18 protein-coding genes are annotated in these 22,701 nt (G+C 60.7%); 7 read left to right on the top strand and 11 right to left on the bottom strand.

From position 1 onward, the window contains the following. Nucleotides 1-27: 27 nt before the first annotated feature. Entirely contained in the window at nt 28-540 is a 513-nt protein-coding gene (locus BFL40_RS15110; RefSeq protein ID WP_071484755.1) for a GNAT family N-acetyltransferase, read from the top strand. Between the two features lie 11 nt (nt 541-551). On the opposite strand, the gene BFL40_RS15105 is transcribed toward BFL40_RS15110, so the two are convergent. Further along, on the bottom strand, nt 552-1,640 hold the full coding sequence (locus BFL40_RS15105; RefSeq protein WP_071484754.1) for a sigma-54 interaction domain-containing protein: 1,089 nt from the start codon (nt 1,638-1,640) through the stop codon (nt 552-554). A gap of 424 nt (nt 1,641-2,064) precedes the next feature. On the opposite strand from BFL40_RS15105, the gene BFL40_RS15100 reads away from it, so the two are divergent. Next, nucleotides 2,065-4,170 (top strand): TonB-dependent receptor family protein, encoded by a 2,106-nt coding sequence (locus tag BFL40_RS15100; protein WP_071484753.1) that lies wholly within the window; start codon nt 2,065-2,067, stop codon nt 4,168-4,170. A gap of 44 nt (nt 4,171-4,214) precedes the next feature. Here BFL40_RS15100 and BFL40_RS15095 read toward each other — a convergent pair whose 3' ends face one another. After that, complete coding sequence (locus BFL40_RS15095; RefSeq protein ID WP_071484752.1) at nt 4,215-5,735, bottom strand: MFS transporter; 1,521 nt, start codon at nt 5,733-5,735, stop codon at nt 4,215-4,217. Nucleotides 5,736-5,840: 105 nt separating this feature from the next. On the opposite strand from BFL40_RS15095, the gene BFL40_RS15090 reads away from it, so the two are divergent. Continuing rightward, on the top strand, nt 5,841-6,764 hold the full coding sequence (locus tag BFL40_RS15090; protein WP_071484751.1) for a LysR family transcriptional regulator: 924 nt from the start codon (nt 5,841-5,843) through the stop codon (nt 6,762-6,764). Here the strand turns inward: BFL40_RS15090 and BFL40_RS15085 are convergent. The 8 genes from BFL40_RS15085 to BFL40_RS15055 all read right to left on the bottom strand — a co-directional run bounded on the left by BFL40_RS15085 (nt 6,724) and on the right by BFL40_RS15055 (nt 18,352). Beyond that, nucleotides 6,724-7,416 (bottom strand): response regulator, encoded by a 693-nt coding sequence (locus tag BFL40_RS15085; RefSeq protein WP_071484750.1) that lies wholly within the window; start codon nt 7,414-7,416, stop codon nt 6,724-6,726. The two genes, BFL40_RS15090 and BFL40_RS15085, sit on opposite strands and share 41 nt — an antisense overlap. Then, nucleotides 7,413-10,064 (bottom strand): DUF4118 domain-containing protein, encoded by a 2,652-nt coding sequence (locus BFL40_RS15080; RefSeq protein ID WP_071484749.1) that lies wholly within the window; start codon nt 10,062-10,064, stop codon nt 7,413-7,415. The genes BFL40_RS15085 and BFL40_RS15080 overlap by 4 nt, the downstream gene beginning before the upstream one ends. Before the next feature lie 61 nt (nt 10,065-10,125). Continuing rightward, nucleotides 10,126-12,195: a potassium-transporting ATPase subunit KdpB gene (gene kdpB / locus BFL40_RS15075; protein ID WP_071484748.1), complete on the bottom strand. Its 2,070-nt coding sequence runs from the start codon at nt 12,193-12,195 to the stop codon at nt 10,126-10,128. Nucleotides 12,196-12,206: 11 nt separating this feature from the next. Then, a complete protein-coding gene (gene kdpC, locus BFL40_RS15070; protein ID WP_071484747.1) occupies nt 12,207-12,854 on the bottom strand; it encodes a K(+)-transporting ATPase subunit C in 648 nt (215 codons plus the stop codon). 10 nt (nt 12,855-12,864) lie between these two features. Then, nucleotides 12,865-14,571 carry a potassium-transporting ATPase subunit KdpA gene (gene kdpA / locus BFL40_RS15065; RefSeq protein ID WP_071484746.1) on the bottom strand — a complete coding sequence of 569 codons (1,707 nt, stop codon included), beginning with the start codon at nt 14,569-14,571 and terminating at the stop codon, nt 12,865-12,867. Between the two features lie 107 nt (nt 14,572-14,678). Beyond that, nucleotides 14,679-14,777, bottom strand: a complete 99-nt coding sequence (gene kdpF / locus BFL40_RS33025; RefSeq protein WP_074851717.1) for a K(+)-transporting ATPase subunit F — start codon at nt 14,775-14,777, stop codon at nt 14,679-14,681. Nucleotides 14,778-15,380: 603 nt separating this feature from the next. Then, entirely contained in the window at nt 15,381-16,544 is a 1,164-nt protein-coding gene (locus tag BFL40_RS15060) for a catalase family protein (protein WP_071484745.1), read from the bottom strand. After that, nucleotides 16,541-18,352 carry a di-heme-cytochrome C peroxidase gene (locus tag BFL40_RS15055; RefSeq protein ID WP_071484744.1) on the bottom strand — a complete coding sequence of 604 codons (1,812 nt, stop codon included), beginning with the start codon at nt 18,350-18,352 and terminating at the stop codon, nt 16,541-16,543. Before BFL40_RS15055 ends, BFL40_RS15060 begins: the two co-directional genes overlap by 4 nt. 247 nt (nt 18,353-18,599) lie before the next feature. On the opposite strand from BFL40_RS15055, the gene bamJ reads away from it, so the two are divergent. The 4 genes from bamJ to BFL40_RS15035 all read left to right on the top strand — a co-directional run bounded on the left by bamJ (nt 18,600) and on the right by BFL40_RS15035 (nt 20,897). Continuing rightward, on the top strand, nt 18,600-19,340 hold the full coding sequence (gene bamJ / locus BFL40_RS15050) for a BamJ family beta-barrel-assembly machinery protein (RefSeq protein ID WP_071484743.1): 741 nt from the start codon (nt 18,600-18,602) through the stop codon (nt 19,338-19,340). Between the two features lie 298 nt (nt 19,341-19,638). Next, on the top strand, nt 19,639-20,094 hold the full coding sequence (locus BFL40_RS15045; protein ID WP_071484742.1) for a YkvA family protein: 456 nt from the start codon (nt 19,639-19,641) through the stop codon (nt 20,092-20,094). Between the two features lie 96 nt (nt 20,095-20,190). After that, the gene (locus tag BFL40_RS15040) at nt 20,191-20,529 is read left to right on the top strand and encodes a helix-turn-helix domain-containing protein (protein WP_071484741.1); all 339 of its coding nucleotides are present in this window, start codon (nt 20,191-20,193) and stop codon (nt 20,527-20,529) included. Then, the gene (locus tag BFL40_RS15035) at nt 20,526-20,897 is read left to right on the top strand and encodes a hypothetical protein (protein ID WP_071484740.1); all 372 of its coding nucleotides are present in this window, start codon (nt 20,526-20,528) and stop codon (nt 20,895-20,897) included. Before BFL40_RS15040 ends, BFL40_RS15035 begins: the two co-directional genes overlap by 4 nt. Here the strand turns inward: BFL40_RS15035 and BFL40_RS15030 are convergent. Continuing rightward, a complete protein-coding gene (locus tag BFL40_RS15030; RefSeq protein ID WP_071484761.1) occupies nt 20,894-22,663 on the bottom strand; it encodes a bifunctional diguanylate cyclase/phosphodiesterase in 1,770 nt (589 codons plus the stop codon). The two genes, BFL40_RS15035 and BFL40_RS15030, sit on opposite strands and share 4 nt — an antisense overlap. Nucleotides 22,664-22,701 lie beyond the last annotated feature (38 nt).

Below are 22,701 nucleotides of genomic sequence, written 5' to 3'. Positions count from 1 at the left end.
GTATTCCAAACACGCAGAGGGTATCTGATGATTCGGGCGGCACGTATTGAGGACGCAGGTGATATCGCCTGGGTGCATATTCGCAGTTGGCAACAGGCTTACCGTGAGCTGATGCCCGCGGATTACCTGGCTTCGCTGGAGGCTACGCAGCCTCGGCGTGAGACTCTTTGGCGGCAGTCTATTGAGCAGGGGCGCGAAGCTGTTTTTGTCGCGCGGGTGGAAGGGCATGTGGTGGGGTGGATTGCCGTGAGCCCGAGCCGTGATGAGGATGCTGACCCCGGCGAAACCGGCGAAGTGCAGGCGCTGTATGTGCTTGCCGAGCATTGGGGGACCGGCGTGGGGCGGGCACTGTGGCTCAAAGGTCTGGAGCATCTGGCGGACTTGGGTTTGGAGACGGCGACGTTGTGGGTACTTGCCCAAAACCAGCGAGCCATTGGCTTTTACCGAAATGCCGGTTGGGTAGCGCAGGCCGACTCGAATCGAACCCTCAGCCGTGGCGGTCGTGACCTGGAAGAAGTTCGCTACCAATCGCAAACATAGGGCATTGCCGGTCAGATCGACAGATGCAACATCCGCTCATCCTTGGCGATGCTCAGCGGGCGACGCTTGTTGACCTTCAGTTCACCGAGGTTGATCAGTAGCGTGCGCGTCACATTGCGGCTCAGCCCCAGCAGTTCGGCCGTATGCACCTGGTTGTGCTGGCAGAGTCGGTAGGCTGCGGCGAGCAGGCTGCGCTCGACCTGCTCGTACAGGTTGTCGATCTGTTCTTCGAACAAGCGCTGGAACGCCTGGTCGAGTAATTCGCGGGCGCTGGTGCTGTCTTCCTGGCGTTCGATACGCAGGTTGGACATGCGCAGGTCATCGGCCTGAATCACCCCGTCACGGCAGATCAGCAAGGTGTGGTGGATGACGTTTTCCAGCTCACGGATATTCCCCGGCCAACTGTAAGTGGCCAGCCGTTGCTCGGCCTCCTTGCCTAAAACAATCTCGCCATACCCGAGGCGGCGGCTGTAGGTGTCGATGAAATACTGCACCAGCGGCAGGATGTCGCCGGGGCGCTCCCTCAGCGGGCTGAGTTCCAGGTTCACCACATTCAAGCGATAGAACAGGTCCTCGCGAAAGTGCCCGGCGTTGATCGCTTTTTCCAGCTGCACGTTGGTGGCCGCCAGCACCCGCACATTGATCGGAATGCTTTTGCGCGAGCCCAGTCGCACCACTTCACGCTCCTGCAGCACACGCAGCAGCTTGACCTGGATCGACATCGGCAGGTCGCCGATTTCATCGAGGAACAACGTCCCGCCGTCGGCTTCTTCAAACCAGCCGGCCTTGGCGCTGAGGGCGCCGGTGAACGCGCCTTTTTCATGACCGAACAGCTCGGCTTCCACCAACGATTCAGAAAACGCACCGCAGTTCACCGCGATAAAAGGTTTGTTTCGTCGGCCACTGAGGTTGTGGATATGGCGTGCCACCAGCTCTTTACCGGTGCCGGTTTCGCCAATGATCAGCACACTGGCTTCGCTCGGCGCGACTTGTTGCACGTGCTTGAGCAACGCCTTCGATCTGGGGTCTTCAAATACCTGCGCCGTTGCGCGGATCGATGTGGCCAGGGCAGGAGAGGGCGGTAATGTCAGCAGTTGCATGTCGATCCCTATGAATAAAAGTTCGGAATTGGCGTGTTTCAATAGTGGATGAGCAGAGCAAGACCCATACCAAGTAACGATAAGCCGATAACGTGCACCTTCTTGTAAACGTGCAGGTGTGGCCACTGTTGTAATCGGAGCTTTTGTTGCGCAAGTGTTGATAACGCCACAGTAGTGCCTGAGTTCGGCGCGGTGCGCGCGTTATGCTTTTATTCATTAAGCCTATAATTAATAGTTACTTTTTTGGGATGTGGAGAATCGAACACTTCGCCAGCAAAGTGTTGTCTCTGTGGCGGTTCAGCAGGACGGTGGGCCACTGTTTATTGAAGTTTTGACGTGGCACGAACCCTGCAAAGTTGAGCGTAGAGCGCGACTATACGAATAGATGCTCCCACTCACTTGAGACCCCAGGAGTATTTAATTCATGCGGCAACTGTTTGATCTGCGCGCTCGTCGTTTTGAGTCACTGGCCACCGCTTCCAGCCTTGGCGTACTGTTGATGTTGATACAGGGCGCGGCCTTTGCCGCCCAGGCCGACCCTACCTTGGCCACCGTTGTGGTCACTGGCGCCGAAGTCACCGAGGCGCAAAAGGCCGAAAAGCAGTTGGCCAAGGTGCCCGGTAAAACCGTGGTAATCGACAACCGCAAGATCGAGCAGGGCCGGGCGGCAAATGCCGAGGATGTGCTGGCCTTGCAGCCGGGCGTATTCGCCCAGGCCACCAGCGGCTCGGGCGCCAACAAGATTTCGATCCGTGGTTCGGGTCTCAACACCTTCTATCAAGGCTATGTGCTGGGGATTAAATTCCTCTACGACGGCCTGCCGTTGACCGGGCCGGGCGGCACCCAGGAAGACATGCTGGACATGGCCTCCGTGGACCACACCGAGGTGCTCTACGGCGCCAACGCCTTTCGTTATTCGGCCTTGTCACTGGGCGGCGCGATCAACTTCGTGAGTAAGACCGGCCGCACTGACCCGGGCAATTACGCGCGCTTCGAAGCCGGTAGCTTTGGCTATCGCAAGCAGCAACTGAGTACCGGCGGCGTGGAGGGCGACAACGACTACTACGTCAGCATCCAACACAACGAGCGTGAGGGTTATCAGGACAATACGCCGAACAAGGGACAGGGGATCGTCGCCAACTTCGGTCATGTATTCAGCCCGCAACTGGAGACGCGTTTCTACATTCGCTACAAGGAAGAAACCCTGAGCCAAGGCAACACCCTGACCCAATACCAACTCAAGCACGACCCCACGAGTAACCTCGTGCCCATCGGGCGCAAGAAGGACGGCTCGACCCTGCTGGGCAGCATCACCACCTACACTTTCGATGACAATGCCAAGCTCGAAGTCGGCCTGGGTTACAACGATTACCCGCTGGACAACGGCTGGCGTTATTCGCCAACACCCCAGGAATGGCGTTCCCAGGACGTCAACCTGACCCTGCGTTACCTGCGCACCGCAGACAGCTTTTTCGGTCTGCCCAGCAACAGCAGCGTGACCTTCAGCAATACGCTGGCGTACCTGGCCGATGTGAAATCCCACAGCAGGGCCACCGGCATCACCCAGCAGAAAACCAACTACACGGGCTCGCGCGACACGGTGTTTTCCCTCGGCAACGAACTGCAACTGGGTGACCGCACCTGGCTGTCCACCGGCTTGTCGTTGATTGATATCAAACGCAAGGCGCAGATCGAATACACCACCGGTACTAACACCAGTGCGTTCCCCAGTGGCGTCGAATACGACGAGACCGACGTCGCCCCGCGCGTGGGCCTGCGCTATCAGTTGACCCCGGAATTCGAAGTGTTCGGCAACGTCAGCCGTTCGGTCGATCCACCGGTCACCTGGCAACTGGGCAGCACCGGCACGCCTTACATCCGCGATGTGCGACCACAAAAAGCCAACACCGTGGAGTTTGGTATTCGCGGCGGCCACGGCATTTTCGACGGCAGCCTGACGGTCTACCGCTCGTGGGTCCAGAAAGAGCTGCTGTCGGTGGTGGTGCGTCAGGCCACGGCGACGCAAGACCAACTGGTGGCCACCTCCAACGGCAGCGCGACGATTCACCAAGGCATCGAAGCCGGTGTGAATGCACAGCTGTGGGACGGCGGCAACGGCAATACCGTGACCTTGCGCCAGGCCTACACCTTCAACGACTTCCACTACCGCAATGACACGGTGTTCGGCGACAACCAACTGCCGGGCCTGCCGCGTCAGGTCTACCAGGCCGAGCTGGAATATCGCCAGGGCAACGGTTTCTACGCGCAACTCAACGCCCGGGCAGCGTCGAGCTATTACGTCGACTTTGCCAACTCCCTCAGTGCGCCCTCTTACACACTGTGGGGCGCCAAGCTGGGTTACGAGGCCCCGAGCAAAAAATGGGAGGTCTTCGTCGACGCCCGCAACTTGACCAATAAACGCTACGCGACAGCCACCAACACGGCCTATGACGCCAAGGGCCAGGACTCGGCCAACTTCTACGTTGGCGATGCGTTTAACGTGACCACGGGGGTAGCGTTTCATTTCTGACCCGGGGCAGCGAGCCTGTTGAACGGGCAGGCTTCTCGAAGGACTCAGCTCAACGACTCAATGGCGGGCTCCGCCGGTATCGGTGCGACAGTTCGGCGACCCAGGAACACAAAGACCACCATCGCCGTGAGCAGGGTGAGCCCTGCCAGTAATTGCAGCAACGTATTGAAACCCGCGATGTAGGCCGTACGCAGCAACGCCAGTGGAATGTCCGCACTGGCTTGTCGGGCATCGCCCATGACCAACTGCTGGGCAATCACTGCAACGTCTTGCGTTGTGCTCGCGTGCAGGTGATGTGCGACCAAGGCGCTCAACACGGCCACCGTGATTGCCAACGCCACGCCTTCGCTGGCGACGCGGGTGGTATTGAAAATACCGGCTGCCATGCCCGCGCGTTCTTTGGGTACCACGCTGATCGCCAGGCCATCCATCAAGCCCCATGGCAACCCCGTGCCGATCCCGATGACCAGCATGGCTGCGACGGTCTGCAAGGGTTGGCCGACCGTGACCAGGCTCAGCCCGTACAAACCCGCCGCCGCGATCAGCAGGCCAATGGCGCACAGCACACCGGCTGACAGCCAGCGCGTCAGCGTCGCCGCGATGATCGGTACCACCAGCATTGGCGCCGACAGTGCGAGCATCATCAAGCCAGCCTCCAACGCGCTGGCGCCTTCGACACCGATAAACCGCAGCGGCAGCAACACGATCAAGACGATGTAGCAGTAACAGGTGCCAATCGGCAGCAGTTGCACGCCAATAAAGCGTGGAAATCTGAACAGGCCCAATTGCAGCATCGGATGGCTGGAGCGATTTTCAACACGGATAAACACCCATAAAAATACGGCTGCCGCTGCCAGCAGCGCGTGAATCAGCGACGAGCCCCAACCACGCTGTGGTGCCAGAATAACTGCGCTGGTCAACGTCACCAGCATGGCCGAAAACGTCAGTACCCCGGCCACGTCCAGGCGCAGTGCCTGTGGGTCGCGGCTTTCACGCATTTTGGGGGCGGCGAACAGCAGCGACAGCCCCGCGAGCAGTGCCGTGGCGAGGAAGATGGCGCGCCAGCCCCATTGCTCGATCAACAACCCAGAGAGCACCGGGCCAAAGGCCAGGCCCGCGCCGAAGGTAGTGCCCAGCAGGCTGAAGGCGCGCGTCCGGGCGTGGCCGTCGAACTCCTGGGCCAGCGCCGCGCAGCCGCTGGCCAATGCCGTGGCCGCCGCGACACCCTGCACCCCGCGCAAGGCATCCAGCCAGAGCATGCCCGGCGCTGCCGCCAACAGCACGCACACCCCGGTAAACAGCGCCATGCCCCACAAGAACAGGCGTTTGCGCCCATAGAGGTCGGCGAGCGTGCCGGCGCCCATCAGCAGGCTGCCGAAACTGAGCATGAACGCGTTGGTGATCCAGGCCATTTGCGTGGGCGTGGCGTTGAAGGTCTGGCCGATAAAAGGCGTGGCGACGGCCCCGCCGGTAAAGCTCATGGGCAATACCAAGGCTGCCAGGCAGACTGCGGCCAGAATGGAATACCGACCTTTGGTGGAGGGTGCATCGATCAGCGTGTTCATGGGCGCATTCCCGCAGCTCTGTAAAGATAAAGACTTTAATGGGGATGCAATTGGCGATAAACCGGCCTACATTCCGGTCATAGCGGACTCAAAGGATGTAATGGCGTGACGGATAACCTCGGTGGTGTGATCGCATTCGTGAAAACGGCGGAAGCCCTGAGCTTCATTGGCGCGGCGCGGGCGCTGGGGATTTCCGCCTCGGCGGTGGGTAAGAATGTCGCCAAGTTGGAGGCTGAGCTTAAGGTGCGGCTGCTGCACCGCAGCACGCGTAAAGTCAGCCTCACCGCGGAAGGGCAACTGTTCTACGAGCGCAGTCGAAAAATCCTCGATGACCTGCAAGATGCGCGCGCCATGCTCTCCCATGCCATCCAGGCACCCCGTGGCAAGTTGCGGGTCAGCTTGCCCACCATCGGTTATCGCTTCCTCTTCCCGCACATGCTCGCGTTCCGCAAGGCCTATCCGGAAATTGAACTGGAACTGGATTTCAACGACCACTTGGTGGATGTGATCGAGGAAGGCTTCGACGTGGTGATTCGTAGCGGCGGCCTGGCCGACTCAACATTGATGGCGCGCAGGCTTGGGCCGTTCCGGTTTTTACTGTGTGCTTCACCCGGCTACCTGCGTGATCACGGTCGGCCGCAAACCCTGGCCGATCTTGAGCACCACCAATGCCTTCGTTATCGGTTTGCCACCACCGGTAAAATCATGGAGTGGACCTTATCCGCCAACCCGGCGATCACCCAGTTGCGCCTGCCCACCGCGCTGACCTTGAACAATATGGAAGCCATGCTCAGGGCCGCGATTGACGGCCATGGCATCGCCTACGTGCCGGACTTCCTGGCCCGTGAAGCGTTGGCTCAGGCGCAGTTGGAAACCCTGCTGGATGGGCATTCGGATGACCAGGGTCAGTTCTGGGCGCTGTGGCCTTCCAGTCGCCATCTCTCGCCAAAAATTCGCGTGTTTGTGGACTTCGCCGCCGAGCATCTTTTTACAAACCCATCAGCCGGTAACCCACCTGCAACTCGGTAATGAAATGCTGTGGCTGCGCCGGGTCCGCCTCCAGTTTTTGCCGCAGGTGTGCCATGTGCACGCGCAAATAGTGGGGGCGGTCCACGTAATCCAGGCCCCAGACTTCCAGCAGTAATTGCCGATGCGTCAGCACCCGGCTCTGGCCGCGAATCATCGCGCAGAGCAAGCGGTACTCGATGGGCGTGAGGTGCACCGGCTGCGTTTGGCGCCACACTTCATGGGTGGCCAGGTCGACTTCAATCTCGCCGAATACCACCTTGCTGGTGGCCGCCACGGTGCCGGTCTGCCCGTGCCTGCGCAACTGGGCGCGGATGCGTGCGAGCAGTTCGGGCACGCCGAAAGGTTTGGTCAGGTAGTCATCGGCGCCGGCGTCCAGGGCGGCGACTTTCTCTTCTTCGCGATCACGCGCCGACAGCACCAGGATCGGCACCGCCAGCCAGCCGCGCAATTCGCTGATCAGTTGTTTGCCATCGCCGTCCGGCAGGCCGAGGTCGACGATCACCAAGTCCGGTTGGCGGCTGGCGGCATGGATCAAGGCGCGTTTGACGCTGTCGGCTTCGAATACCTGAAAACCTTCATCTTGCAGGGCGATCCCGACGAAGCGGCGGATGTTGGCCTCGTCTTCAACAATCAAAATGCGTGCAGTGCTCATAGGGCTTCCATGGACGGCGGGCTGCCCGCCGGTAACGTGATGATGAAATGCATGCCGTGCTCGCGGCCGGGGTTGGCTTCGATGCGCCCGCCGTGGGCCTCGACGATGCGTTTGGCCAGCGCCAGGCCCAGGCCTATGCCCGCGACGGACGACTCTTGCTGGCCGCGCGTGAAGGGTTCGAACAGATTGGCCGGCGCGCGGCCTGGGCCGGTGTCGCTGACCTCCAGCACAATGCTGCCCAAGGTCTCGTGGGCGGCGACGGTAATCGCCGTACCTGGAGGTGTGTACTTGGCGGCGTTATCCAGCAGGTTGACCAGCACCCGCTCGATCAACAAAGCGTCGATTTCTACCAGTGGCAACTGCGGTGAAAGCGTGGTGTGCACGCAGTGTTGCGTCAGCGGCTCACGTAATTGGCGCAACGCGCTGCCGACGATTTCTTCCAGCGAATGCCATTGCCGGTTCAGGCGCACGCCGCGCTCTTGCATGCGCGCCATGTCCAGCAGGTTTTCGATCAACCGCTGCATCGAGGTGGCTTGTTCGTGAATGCCGTGCAGCAGTTCGGTCAGCGGCCCCGGCGGGGCATGGGGCAGGGCGGTGTCGGCGGCGCCGATCAAGGTGGTCAGCGGTGTGCGCAGGTCGTGGGAAATCGCTGCAAGCAGGGTGTTGCGCATCTTCTCGCCTTCCATCTGCACCAGCGTGCTTTGCGCCACTTCGACGAAATGCACACGTTCCAGGGCGATCGCCAGTTGGCTCATGCAGGCCTCCAACAAGTGGCGTTCCTGCGGATCGCTCAGGCGTTCGCTCTGGGCCAGTTCCAGCACCAACACACCCCGTACGCGCATCGGCGCTTTGAGCGGCAAGTAACAGCCTTTGGCCGCCGATAAGGTGTCGGTGCCATGGCCGGCAACCTTGCCGTGGTCGTAGCTCCACTGGGCGATGCTGTCGTCAATCGGCAGCCCGCCCGCACCCACGCTGCGCACGGCATCGGCGGCGTCCGGTAGCGCCAGGCCGACCCGTGCCTCAAACACGCCGCTGAAGGTGCGCAGCGCGACTTCTCTGATTTGCTCCACGGTCAACGCCGCCGACAGGTCGCGGGCCAGCCGCGCCAGTGAGGTGGCGCGCCGTTCACGCGCGGCGGCGGTGCGTGCTTCGTGGCGCAGGCGGGCGGTGAGTTGGCCGGTGATCAAGGCGATGCCGAGCATCAGCGCAAAGGTGAAAAAATACTGGGTGTCATTGACGGTAAACGAGTAGCGCGGCTGCACAAAAAAGAAGTCGAAACACAGCACCGCGAGCATCGCCGCCCAGACGCCGGGGCCGCGTCCATAACGCAGGGCCACCAGCACCACGGTGAGCAAAAACAGCATGACCACGTTGGCCAAATCGAACACTTGCAGCAGCAGCGCGGCGATGGCCGTGGCGGTGAAACAGGCGAGGCTGGCCCAGACATACGCCAGTTTTGTACCCGCTGCCGGCGCGGTTTTTTCGATCGCTGCGGGCTTGCCCGGCAGCAGCCCGTGGGCAATCACGATCTGATCGATTTGCGGATGATGCCGACTGATCCGGTCGCTGACCGACTGATGCCAGAACCGCCATGGCTGGCGCGGATGATGGCCCAGCACCAGGCGATTAGCGTTGTGTTCGCGGGCGCAGGCGGCCAGGGCTTCGGCTACGTCCATGCCCGGCAGCGTCGCGGTGTCGGCACCAAACTCGCTGGCCAGCGCCAGGGTTTTCATCGCGGTCAGGTAGCGCTTGGCGCCGCGTCCCTGATGCGCGGCCACATGCACCACGATCCAGTCGGCTTCGAGTTTCTGTGCCAGGCGCGCAGCCTCACGCACCAGGCGCTCGTCACCGGCGTCGCCCGCCACGCCCACCAGCAACCGCTCACGGGCCGGCCACAGCGTACTGATCGAGCGCTCGCGGCGGTAAACGCGCATCTGCGTGTCGACCCGGTCGGCGGTGCGGCGCAGCGCCAACTCGCGCAATGCGAGCAGGTTGCCCTTGCGGAAAAAGTGCTGCGACGCGCGCGCCGCAGCAGGGCCCAGGTACACCTTGCCGTCCTTGAGGCGTTGCAGCAGGTCGTCGGGCGGCAGGTCGATGACCACCACTTCGTGGGCGTTATCGAACACATGATCCGGCACGGTTTCACGCACGCGAATGCCGATGATTCCACTGACCAGGTCGTTCAGGCTTTCCAGGTGCTGGACATTGAGGGTGGTCCACACGTCGATACCGGCGCTGAGCAGTTCTTCGACGTCTTGCCAGCGTTTGGGGTGGCGCGAGCCGGGCACGTTGCTGTGGGCCAATTCGTCCACCAGTACCACGGCGGGATGCCTGCGCAGGGCGGCGTCGAGGTCGAATTCACTGAGCGCGAACTCGCGGTGCAACAAAGCCGCGCGGGGCAGTTGTTCCAGGCCATGGAGCAGCTCGGCGGTCTCCGAACGGCCATGGGTTTCCACCACGCCGGCGAGCAGGTCACGGCCCAGGTCGACTTCGCGTTGCGCCGCGGTGAGCATGGCGCAGGTCTTGCCGACGCCGGCATTGGAGCCGAAGTAGATACGCAATTTGCCGCGCAAGGCGGCCTGTTCTTCCAACTGTATCCGGGCCAGCAGGGCGTCGGGGTCGGGGCGATCATCGTTTAATGCGGGCATGTCATTCCTGCTAAATGTAGGCGCTGGCAAGCCAGCGCCTACAGTTGATTGATGGTGTGGCTTACACCAAGCCCATTCCGGTCAGTAGCATGTCGATCAACTTGATCCCGGCAAACGGCACCAGCACGCCGCCCAGGCCATAGATCAGCAGGTTGCGATTGAGCAACGCCGCCGCGCCGATCGCCCGGTAGGTCACGCCGCGCAGGGCCAGGGGAATCAACGCGACAATGATCAATGCGTTAAAAATCACCGCGCTGAGAATCGCCGAGTTGGGGCTGCTCAGGTGCATCACGTTCAATGCGCCGAGCTGTGGGTAGGTGGCGACAAACGCGGCCGGGATGATCGCGAAGTACTTCGCCACGTCATTCGCAACGCTGAAGGTGGTGAGTGCGCCACGGGTCATCAGCATTTGTTTGCCGACCTCGACCACTTCGATCAACTTGGTCGGGTTGCTGTCGAGGTCGACCATGTTGCCGGCCTCTTTGGCCGCCTGGGTCCCGCTGTTCATCGCCACCGCCACATCAGCCTGGGCCAGCGCCGGTGCATCGTTGGTGCCGTCGCCGGTCATGGCCACGAGCTTGCCCTGGGCCTGGTAGTCGCGGATCAGTTGCAGCTTGTCTTCGGGGCGAGCTTCGGCGAGAAAGTCATCCACACCGGCTTCCACCGCAATGGCCGCCGCGGTCAGGCGGTTGTCACCGGTGATCATCACGGTCTTGATGCCCATGCGCCGCAGTTCGGCGAAGCGCTCCTTGATACCGCCCTTGACCACGTCCTTGAGTTCCACCACGCCCAACGCTTTTGTGCCATCGGATACCACCAACGGTGTGCTGCCGCGCCGTGAGACCTCATCGACTTTTGCCTGCAACGCGGCGGGAAAACTGCCGCCCAAGGCTTCGATATGGCTGCGAATTGCATCCGCCGCGCCCTTGCGGATCGCCCGGCCCTCGGGCAGGTCGACGCCGCTCATACGAGTTTGCGCGGTGAAGTGCACAAAGCTTGCACCCAGGGCGTTGATGTCCCGTGCGCGGATGTCGAACTTCTGTTTGGCCAACACCACGATGCTGCGGCCTTCCGGGGTTTCGTCAGCCAGGGACGCGAGCTGTGCGGCATCGGCCAGCTCGGCTTCCTTCACACCCGGTGCCGGCAAAAAGCTGCTGGCCTGACGATTGCCCAAGGTGATGGTGCCGGTCTTGTCCAGCAGCAACACGTCGACATCGCCCGCCGCTTCGACGGCGCGGCCCGAGGTGGCGATGACATTCGCCGACATCATCCGGCTCATCCCCGCCACGCCGATGGCCGACAGCAGGCCACCGATGGTGGTGGGGATCAGGCACACCAGCAACGCCACCAACACCGTGGCGCTGATCACGCTGCCGCTGCCGCTCATGGCCACGGCAAAAATCGAGTAGGGACTCAGCGTGGCGATCACCAACAGGAACAACAGGGTCAGGCCCACCAGCAAAATCGTCAGCGCGACTTCGTTGGGGGTCTTCTGGCGCTTGGCCGATTCGACCATCGAGATCATGCGATCCAGGAACGATTCACCGGGGTTGACGCTGATGCGCACCACCAGCCAATCCGAGAGCACCCGCGTGCCGCCGGTGACCGAGGAAAAGTCGCCACCGGCCTCGCGAATTACCGGCGCCGATTCGCCGGTGATCGCGCTTTCATCCACCGAGGCCACGCCTTCAATCACCACGCCGTCCAGCGGCACCAGGTCGCCGGCTTCGATCAACACCACGTTGTCCTTGCGCAGTTGGCTGGCCTCCAGCGGCAGCCAGGCGGAGCCGTGGCGGGGTTGTTGCAGCAGCTTGGCGAGGGTCTGGCGTTTCATCCCCCTAAGGCTTGCGGCCTGCGCACGGCTGCGACCTTCGGCCAGGGCTTCGGCGAAGTTGGCGAACAGCACGGTAAACCACAGCCACAAGGTGATGCTGAGGATAAAGCCGCTGGGCGCCTCACCCTGGCCACCCAGGGACTGGAACCACAGCAACGTGGTGAGGAGGCTGCCCAGGTACACCACGAACATCACCGGGTTTTTCCATTGGGCCTGGGGCAGCAGCTTCTTAAAAGCGTCGACGCCGGCAGCGAGCACGATGCGTCGATCAAACAGGGGTAAACGAGCATTTTTCATGAAGGAATCTCTTACTCACTGACCGCAATAGAAGGGCGACGGGCATCCAGCGCCAGATTGAGTTGCAGCACATTCACCCGTGGCTCGCCGAGTAAGCCGAGGGTGCGGGGGGCGGTGTGGTCGTTGAGCAGTTGCAGCAGTTCGGTTTCGGGGATGTGCCGCACACGGGCGACCCGCGCCAGTTGCAGTCGCGCGTTGGCCACCGAGATGTGCGGGTCCAGGCCCGATGCGGAAGCGGTGACCGCGTCCACCGGCACTTGGGCGCCAGCCGCCAGGGCGTTGTCCTGGCGATAGGCCTGGACGCGTGCGGCGACTTGGTCGACCAGTTTCTGGCTGGTCGGCCCCAGGTTGCTGGCGCCGCTGGAGCCTGCGTTGTATGGCTGCGAGATGCTTTTACTCGGGTCTTGCGGGTCGGCACCGAGGGTCATGCTCGGACGGCCACGGAAGTACTCGGGCTTGGTGAAGTCCTGGCCGATCAGCGTTGAGCCGATCACCAGCCCATCGCGTTCAATCAGCGAGCCTTGGGCCTGGAATGGGAACAACAGTTGCGCGGCAACAGTGGTGAAGGCCGGGTAGGCCAGCCCTGTCAGCAGCATGAAAAACACCGCTGAAACCAGCACCGGGCGCAACAGCCCTTTGAATATCGATTGAGTCGTCATCCACGTGTCCTCAGTTATACGTCTGGCCGGACAGCAACTGCAGTTGCTCCACCAGCGGGCCGAGCGCGAGCGCCGGCAAAAAGGTCAGGCCGCCGACCACCAGCACCACGAACACCACCAAAAACATGAACAGTGGGGTCGCGGTGGGAATGGTGCCGGCGCCGGCAGGCACGGTCTTTTTCATCGCCAGGGAACCGGCCACGGCCAGCATCGGCAGCATCGTGAAGAAGCGTCCGACCAACATCGCCAGGCCGATGGTGGTGTTGAAAAACGGCGTGTTGGCGTTCAACCCGGCAAACGCCGAACCGTTGTTGGCGGTGCCGGAGGTGTAGGCGTAGAGCACCTCGCTGAACCCATGAGGGCCGAGGTTGTTGAGGCTGGCCATGGTGTCTGGCCAGAGGGCTGCGAGGGCGGTGAAACCGAGGATGCTGATGGGATGCGCGAGCACCGAGAGCATCACCAGTTTTATCTCCCTGGCTTCGATTTTCTTACCGAGGAATTCCGGGCTGCGGCCGATCATCATACCCACCAGGAACACCGTGAGCAGGGCGTACTGGATCAGGTTGATAAAGCCCACGCCGTCACCGCCGAACACGCAGTTGAGCATCATCTGCGCCAGGGGCACGAAGCCGCCCATGGGGGTCAGCGAGTCGTGCATGGCGTTGACTGAACCAGTGGTTGCCGCCGTGGTGGTGGCGATAAACAGGCTGCTGTCGGCGATGCCGAAGCGCAGTTCCTTGCCCTCCATATTGCCGCCGCTCTGCTCAATCGACAGCGTCTGGTTGGCACCGGCCTGGGTCAGCAGCGGATTACCGTTTTGTTCGGCGCCATACACCAGCGCAAGGAAGCCGATAAACATCACCAGGAAGGTGCCGAAAAACACCCAGCCCTGACGGCGTTGCAGCAGCATGCTGCCAAAGGTATAGGTCAGCGCCGAAGGGATCAGCAACATGCTGAGGATGTGCAGGGCGTTGGTCAGCGGTGTCGGGTTTTCGAACGGGTGGGCGGCGTTCATGCTGAAGAAACCACCGCCGTTGGTGCCGATATGCTTGATCGATTCAAAGCTGGCAACCGCGCCGACAATCAACTGTTGCTGCGCACCTTCCAGTGTCGTCGCCAGGGCTTGGGAGGCGAATGTCTGCGGCATGCCTTGCCACACATACACCAGCGCCATGCCCACACACAGCGGCAGCATTACGCGGTAGAGCGTGCGGGTGAAGTCGACCCAGAAGTTGCCGATATCGGCCGCGCTTGAGCGGCTCAAGCCACGAATGAAACCCGCGGCTGCCACCACGCCAGAGGTAGCGCCGACAAACATCAGAAAGGTGATGACCGCCATCTGGCTGAAGTTCGACAGGCTAGTTTCACCCGAGTACGCCTGCCAGTTGGTGTTGGTAATAAAGGAGGCGGCGGTGTTGAACGCCAGGTCCGGTGTTTGTGCGGCCAGCCCCAGTGGGTTGATCGGCATCACCGCCTGCAAGCGCAGGATGAAATAGCCCAGCAACATCATCGCCGCGTTCGACAACACCAGTGCCGAGCCGTAGCGGGCCCAGCCCATGGTTTCCCGTGGATCAATGCCCAGCAGGCTATAGGTACAACGTTCCGGCAGGGCATGGCGGGTCCCGGTAAACACCCGGGTCAGCCACTTGCCCATCAGCACGGCGAGCCCGGTCATCAACCCCAGGATCAGCGTAAATTCCAGCAAAGTGCTTAACATGTCGTGGCTCCGTTCAAAGCTTGCCCATGGCGACAATGGCCATGGCAGTCGCAACAAAAAACATCAGGGAGAGGCCGATAAACATCACGTCGTACATGGCGAACTCCCTAGAATTTTTCGGCGCGAATGAGGGCATAACCCAAGTAAGCGAACAGCCCGACGGCGCATAAGCCGCTGGCGATATAAATGAAGGTAAGTGTGAGCACTGTGTAACTCCCCTGAATGAATAAGCCGCCATTGCGGACGCGGGGAGGTTAAGGGCTTGCGTATAGAGTTCGGGCACTGATTACGCGGGGCGGTATTAAGACGGTATATAGATGGGGTTGTGGTGGGCGAACGAAAACAAGGGATAGCCCGGTGTTGGGGTATCCCTTGAAAGTCTGGGGTTCTGCTGATTTCGGCGACCAGCTTATTTGGTTTTCTTTTTCTCTTCGCCGCGGGTGGCGAGGTGCTCGAAGCAAAACGCGGCGGTGCCGAAGAGCGCAATCATTGACAGGACGACCATGCCTAAAGTTGAACTTTCCACGATGACTTCCTACGGGTTTTGGGGGTAGGAGGTGACGGTAGAATGTGTGGGCTTAGTTGTTCAACAGGGACGACGTAATCGTTATGGGGAATGGGGGATCTATACGTATTCTTTACGGGCTGGGTGTGCATATCCGTTATTTGGGTAACGGCTGATATGGGTTCCGCTCTTACAGCGGCTCACTTTGGAAAAGCCCCAAAGTAAGCCGCCGTAAGGGCGAAACCCTAAGCCGCCGTTACCCAAAAAACGGATATGTACTCAATAGCGCCATCCCCCCCACACCTCACAAGTTACGACTATGCCGATAGTCGCTGACAGCCTCATACACCGCTTTACGCAACCGGTTGATCCCGCCAATCGGCCGATGCGCCTCCAGCCCAAACCAGGGGTTGAACGATTGGTTGTCACACGCCAGGTTCAACGCCGGCGTGTCGAAATCCTGAGCCGGGATCCTCACCTTGGCCACAGTCTCATAAGCCGCATCGCTTTCCTTCCACTCGACGCTGGTGTCCTCGATCGGCATGAATTTCTGCGGATTCTGCCGCTGAATCTGCAGCACAAAACACGCAGGTACACGGTCGGTGGACAGTTGCTGGTTCAGCGCACTGCGCAAGAAGTTCGGCAGGTCATGGTTCTGTTGGGGCAGCGCATATTCCGGGCAACTTTGCGGGTCGGGCGCAACGCGGAACTTGGCGTTAGCCGCGCCGAACTTGTAGGGCGAAACTGAAAAATAGGTGGTCTGCGTCGGACTGATCGGCGCAGGAGCCAGGGTCGCCAGGGCGATAAACAGGTGGCGCACCTGCCAACTGCGCGGATCGGCCTTGGGGAAGAACGCCAGGACTTTCTTGCCATCCGCCTGGGCGCCGACGTTCTGTGCATATTCCGCCACATCGCTGACAAAAAAGTTCGGGTGGCTGAACATCACGAAGTCTTGTTCCGTGCGCGTTTGCTGGTCCGCCAGCAGCTGTTTGCCTGGTACATCCAACAGTTTGATCGCCATGCCACGGGCATCTCGAATGCTGTCGAACTGTGGATAGGCATTGCCGTTGGACAGCCGCATCATCGCTTGCCAAGTCTTGCCCGGCTCTGCGAACACGCCTTGGCGTAATGCCGGGTCGAGGTCCGCCAGCACGCTGACTTCGGCTTTCACGCAGCCGTGGGCCTTGGCATGGGCATCACGCAGGTAGCGCGTGCCTTCACGGTGCTGGTCGACGATACGCACCGCCGTCTGAATGATGCCTTGGGTCATCGCCGCTTCACCGGGTGGGATCTGTTCATCCGGCGACACCGGGCCGCTGTGTTGCCAGGCGTACCAAGCGGTGGCCGCCAGCCAGCCGAGCAAGCCCAGGCCCACCAGCCACAGCAGGGTTTTGCCGAGAAACTTGCCCAGGCGCAGCCATAGACGGGCGAGCAGGGAGCGCTCGTTGTATTGAGATCGAATAATCATGGCAACTGTTGCTCCAGCGGGCCGCCCAGCACTTTGAGGTATTCCAGCAGCGCCCAGCGTTCCTGCGGCAGCAAGCTGCGGCCGATCACGCCATTGCCACGTGTGCCGGCACGGAATTCGTGGCCGCTGTTGTGGTTGCCGGTGATTTTGGTATCGAACAGAAAGGCGTTCTTGAATGCACCGGTCTGGAAGCCCAAGTGGCGCGGGTCGTAGTCGAAAGTGCCTTTATAGAAAGTGGTGCTGCGCTCGTCCTGGGGTGAGAGCAATTGGTAGATCGTCGGCACCGAGCCGTTGTGCAGGAACGGCGGGGTGGCCCACACACCGGCCAGTGGCCGGGCTTTGTAGGCACGCAGTTCACGCACGCCGATGGGCAGGCCAAACCCGTCCATGTTTGGGCGTTCGGCTGGGGTCACGCCGGCTGCGCGGTAGGCGTGGTCTTCGACGAAGGCGGTGACGTAGGCCAGGCCCTGGGCCACAGACATTTTGTGCAAGTCCAGAGGGGCGGTCGGCTTCGGGTGCAACTCAACATTGAGTTTGGCCAGTTCCGCCGGGTCCCATTGCAGGGCGCTGAGGTCATAGCGCTGGTCGGCGATGTTGTTGGCGGTGCCGGGGTCGGTGCCGATGTATTCCACGGGGAGCATTTTCAGTTGCTGCACCGGCCGGCCATTTTCCTGGCTGACACTGGGTAGATGGCAGCCGGCGCAGTTCTCGGCGAACAGCGCACGGCCTTGGGCGGCGAGGGGCTTGTCGACAGCACCGAACAGGTCTTCGGGCCAAGTGGGTGGCTTGAGACGTTGCAGGGTTTCTTCGATCAGGTTCAGGTCACGCACCCGCACGCTGGAGGGGTAACGGGCGTCGCCCTGAAGCGGTTGGCCGGCGCTGTCGAAAAAGTCCAGGGTCGCGCCGACGCCGAGGGCTTCTCCGATATTGCGCGCCATGGGCTGCTGGGCCGAACCGTTCCATTGCACCCAGTCGAAGGTCCAGATATCCCACAGATGTGGGTAGTCCACTGGCGCGTTGGCGACGCGATAATTGTCCGGTGAGATGGCGTCGCCGAAGCTGGCGTTGGCGATGCGGCCAAACGCGTCGGTACGTCCCGGGCCTTCTTCGGTGGGGTAGAGGCCGCGGTGGGTGTCGTTCCAGGCGACTTTCAGGAATTTGTTCAGCGACTGCTTGAAGTCCTGCCGCAGTTGCTTTTGGTTGTGCTCGTCGTAATCGTGGCCTAGAACCGTGCGAGCAAAGCGCTCGAACTTCCACGGGTTGTAATAAGTTGCGGCAAGGCTGGCCACCAGGGCCTGGCCGAAACTGCCACCCCGCAAGGTGGGCACGCTGGAGGGCAATACGTGCTGGGCCGAGCCGCCGTCGATGCGCAGGGCCTGGCCTTTGAAATGCAACTCGCCGGTGTGGCAGGCGGCGCAGGTGATATCCAGGTATTCAACGTTGCTGCCGGCATTCTGGTGTCGTGCGAAGCCCACCGGCAGGTTGCCGGGGTTTTGCGCGGTAGGCCCTTGCTTGGGGTCGACCAGGAAGCCAAAGCGCGCCAAATATTCCGGCGTGGCGAACCGCTGTTCGGAAAACGGCAGTTCCAGGGCGGTGAACCAGTCGTAATGCAGGCCTTTTACCTGGGTGCCTTGGGGCGTGAAGTAGTAGGTCTGACGATCAGCCGCACTCCATTGGTCCTGGTAGTGCACCTGCTCCACGGGCACGTAGTCCGGCAGCTTGGGGTTGACGGTGTAGTAGATCACCACGGCCAGGACCAGGCCCAGCGCTGCGAGTATCAGGAGTAAAACACGGGAAAAAATGCGCAAGATAACTATCCTTGTCGGGTTGTAGTGTTCTTATGCCATTGCGCCACACGTGCGGCAAGTGGCCATTAGCGTGGTTGCAGGCGGTCCCGCGATCCGTCGCGGGGTTCCATAATGGATGAAAATGCTTTTAAACACGTGAACTTATCAGAAGTTTCCTGCTCACATGCCGGTAGCCATTGGTCGTGGCCGCCTGATAAGCTCGCGACTTTATTCGAATGCCCTTTTGGCGCATGAACAAGGAAATAGCATGAAACAGCATCGGTTGGCGGCGGCGGTGGCCCTGGTTAGCCTGGTACTTGCGGGTTGTGATTCGCAGACCAGCGTAGAGCTGAAAACCCCGGCGCAAAAAGCTTCCTACGGCATCGGCCTGAACATGGGCAAAAGCCTTGCTCAAGAAGGCATGGATGACCTGGACTCCAAAGCGGTAGCCCAAGGCATCGAAGATGCCGTCGGCAAGAAAGAACAGAAGCTGAAAGACGACGAACTGGTTGAAGCGTTTGCCGCACTGCAAAAGCGTGCTGAAGAACGCCTGACCAAAATGAGTGAAGAGTCGGCAGTCGCCGGCAAGAAATTCCTCGAAGACAACGCCAAGAAAGACGGCGTAGTGACCACTGCTTCCGGTCTGCAGTACAAGATCGTGAAGAAGGCCGACGGCGCCCAGCCTAAGCCAACCGACGTGGTGACTGTTCACTACACCGGCAAACTCACCAACGGCACCACCTTTGACAGCTCCGTGGATCGCGGTAGCCCGATTGATCTGCCGGTCAGCGGTGTGATCCCTGGTTGGGTCGAAGGCCTGCAACTGATGCACGTTGGCGAGAAGGTCGAGTTGTACATCCCGTCCGACCTGGCCTACGGCGCGCAGAGCCCGAGCCCGGCGATTCCAGCCAACTCCGTGCTGGTATTCGACCTGGAACTGCTAGCTATCAAGGACCCAGCCAAGGCTGACGCCCCTGAAGCACCTGCTGCACCAGCCGCCAAGAAGTAATCGGCGCCTGAATACACAACGCCCCGTCTCGACGGGGCGTTGTTGTTTCTGTGACCTGCACAAATCCAAACGAACGCCTACAACCTGCAACAGTCTGATATAAGACTCGAACACGGGTAGCTGCACGTCAGCGCCAAGTCAATGAAATCTTGGGTTTTTTTTATGTGCGCAAAAAACGCCCGATCTGACTGTAAGCCTTGTAGTCCGTGGCTTTCAGCCGTTAAAACAGGCTCTGTTCACAAGGTTATCCACAATTTGTGTGGATAACCTTTTATGTCGCCTGGAACTGGAGTGACGAATGAAACCACCCTTCAATTTCACCCGTTTTCTGCCTATGGCTGCACGCCTGCTCGGTCGCGGACGTTTGCCGACGCTGCTGTTTGCCGTGGCTGCCAAAGGCTCAAGCCAGGGCAACCGGCTGGGTAAGCTCAAGGATGATCTCAAATTGCTCCAGGCCTTGTGCCTGGCCTACTGGCGCGGTGAATACCGGGCGATCAGCCCCAAAGCGCTGATCACGGTGGTGGCGGGACTGATGTACTTCCTCAGCCCGATTGACGCGATCCCGGATTTTATTCCGGTGTTCGGCATGTTGGATGATATCGCCGTGCTGGCATGGGTCATGAAGACCCTGAATGACGAGCTGAGCGTGTTTCGCGCCTGGCGCGACGCCCAGCGCCCGGAAAAACTGGCAGTGGTTGAGCGCCTGCCAGAGACGCCTGCACTGCTGGCCCAAGAAAACCCGCAAAAAAACTGATGACACGGATATCCCCCTGCGACCTTTGTGGCTGTTAGGATTACACTTCTAAGGAAAGAACTTACTTAGTAAGTGTTGTTATCCTACGGGGCAGTCATGGATATTCAGATAATTTCACGCAATGGCGAACCCGAATACGCGGTGTTGCCATGGGACCAGTACCAGGCGCTACTAAAAGCCGCCGGTCAGCAGCCACCCACTCTTGCTTTTTCCCCTGCTGCAACCATCGCCCCCGACCAGGACCTGCGCCTGCTCGCAGACCTGCGCGGCCTGCGTGAAGCCAAGGGCCTGGCTGTCGAAACCTTGGCCCGCACGGTGGGTATCAGCCCCTCGTATCTCGGATTGATTGAAAGTGGTGAACGCCAGCCGGATGCCGCGATACGCCGCAGCCTGGCCTGGGAATTGGGCGTTGCAGGTTGGAGGGATGAATCTTGAGCCTACGTATCAGCCGTCAACACTGGGATGGGTTACTCAACGAACTGGACCAGGCGCGCCGCCAGCGCCATCTGCTGACCTATCGCGCACTGCTGGAGCGCCTGCAATTTCCCTCGCCGGCGATGCAAACGTTGGCCGCAGCCCTTGAGCACTTGGCCGCACTGGATGCCAAGGCCGAGCAGCCGTTGCGCAGCTCCCTGGTGATCAGCCAGGGCGCCAGTCGCTTGCCGCGTACCGGGTTTTTCGAGTGTGTGGAGCGCTTGGGGCGTTTCAGCGGGCCATCCGATGGTGTGGCCGCCGCGTCCTGGCACGCCTCGGAAGTGGTGCGGGTGTTCGAATACGAGTATCCGGAGTCTGCCGAGGCTTAAAGCGCCTGGGGCAGGGCGTCCATGCTGTCGATCACATGGATGCTGTAGCCGGCCACATCCTTGGCATGGTGCTTGGCTTGCGAGGCCAGCTCTGCCAACTGGCTGGCATCGAGTTGTCCACAGGCCTGTGGATACAAATGCACCACGCCGATCGACAGCGACAACAAGGCGAACTCCTGGCGCACGCCTTGGCGGTTTAACGCCACGAAACAGCCGGCGTCGAGGTGTTCGGCGCGGTAGAAGCGTCGGCATTGGGTGTGAAAATCATCCAGCAGTTGGTTAAGCCGCTTGCGCCAATCCTGCGGCCCCAACACCAGTAAAAAATCATCGCCACCGATATGCCCGACAAAGTCGCGGCTGGGGTCGACCCGGTCATTCAGGCACTGCGCCAGGCATAGCAACACCTCATCCCCACGCCCATAGCCATAGATATCGTTGAACGGCTTGAAGCTGTCGATATCCACGTAGCAGATCACCGATTCGCGCTGTTGCTGCAGCAGCCGTGTCAGGCATTGCTGGATCGGCACGTTGCCCGGTAGCAGCGTCAGTGGGTTAGCGTAGCGCGCCTGCTGGATTTTCAGTTCAGTGATCAGCTTGAGTACATCAATCACCCGGCCCAGGCCCAGGTAATCGCCGTTCAACGTAATAATGAAATCTTCTTCAATCCGTTGCCGCGCGCGACTGGTCAACAGGCGGCTGACTTGCTGCAGGGATTGACTTAGTTCCACCGCAAGAAAATCATCGCTCATCAAGCGGCTGATGGGCTTGCGCGCGAACAGGTCGGTGGCGAACGGTTTGAGCAGCGCATCAGACAACGAATGCCGATGCACGATACCGACCGGGTGACCACGCTCATCCAATACGGCCAGCGAGTTAAGGTTGGCCTGGCGGCGGAAAGATTCCAGCACCTGGGCGGTGGCGGTATCTTGATCCACCGCCGGTTGTTCGTTGAGCAGGGCGCTGAGGTCGCTGCCTTCTTCGTTGAGGGCAATATTGGCGTTGTCCTGCTTGGGCAGCATCACTCGCGCTTCCTGGGGCGGCTGTTCCTGCGGACGGCAGAGCAGGTAGCCCTGGACCAGGTCGACGCCCATCTCCGTCAACACCGCTAACTCTTCCGGCAGTTCGATGCCCTCGGCGATGACTTGGGCGCGAGACGCCTTGGCGATTTGCAGGATGGAACCGACGAATTCACGCTTGAGGGCATCCTGGTGGATGCCATCGATAAAGTGCCGGTCGATCTTCACATAATCCGGACGCAGCTCTGACCACAAACGCAGGCTGGAATACCCGGCGCCCAGGTCATCGAGTGCGATGGCAAAGCCCATGTTGCGGTAATGGTGCAGGGCCGTTTGTAGCAGGTCGAAATCGTCGGTGGGTGTCTGCTCGGTGAGTTCGATCACCACCTGGCTGGGCGGAATACCGAAGTCGCGCAGCAGTTGCAGGGTGCGTCCTGGTTGGTGAGCCGTCTCCATCAAGGATTCCGGCGAGATATTCAGGAAGAGTTTGCCCGGCAGTTTCTGTTCGCTGAAGCGCCGGCATGCGCTTTCGCGGCAGGCGACTTCCAGTTCGCTAAGGCGCCCGGCATGGCTGGCCACGGAGAACAATGCGACGGGGGAGTGCAGCGGGCTGTTGGACGGTCCACGGCTGAGGGCTTCGTAGCCGAGAATGCGTCGTTCGGATAGGCAGATGATCGGTTGGAACAGGCTGTGCAAACTGCCTTGAGCCAGGATAGAGCCCAATGCATTCAGCTGTTCGGTCATGGTCATGGCGATCTCGATCGAAAAAAAAGGACCGCAGGCGATAA

This window comes from Pseudomonas costantinii, from assembly GCF_001870435.1.
GTDB lineage: Bacteria > Pseudomonadota > Gammaproteobacteria > Pseudomonadales > Pseudomonadaceae > Aquipseudomonas > Aquipseudomonas costantinii.
The sequence above is the reverse complement of the archived record's forward strand: the minus strand, read 5'-3'. Positions and strand labels throughout refer to the sequence as shown.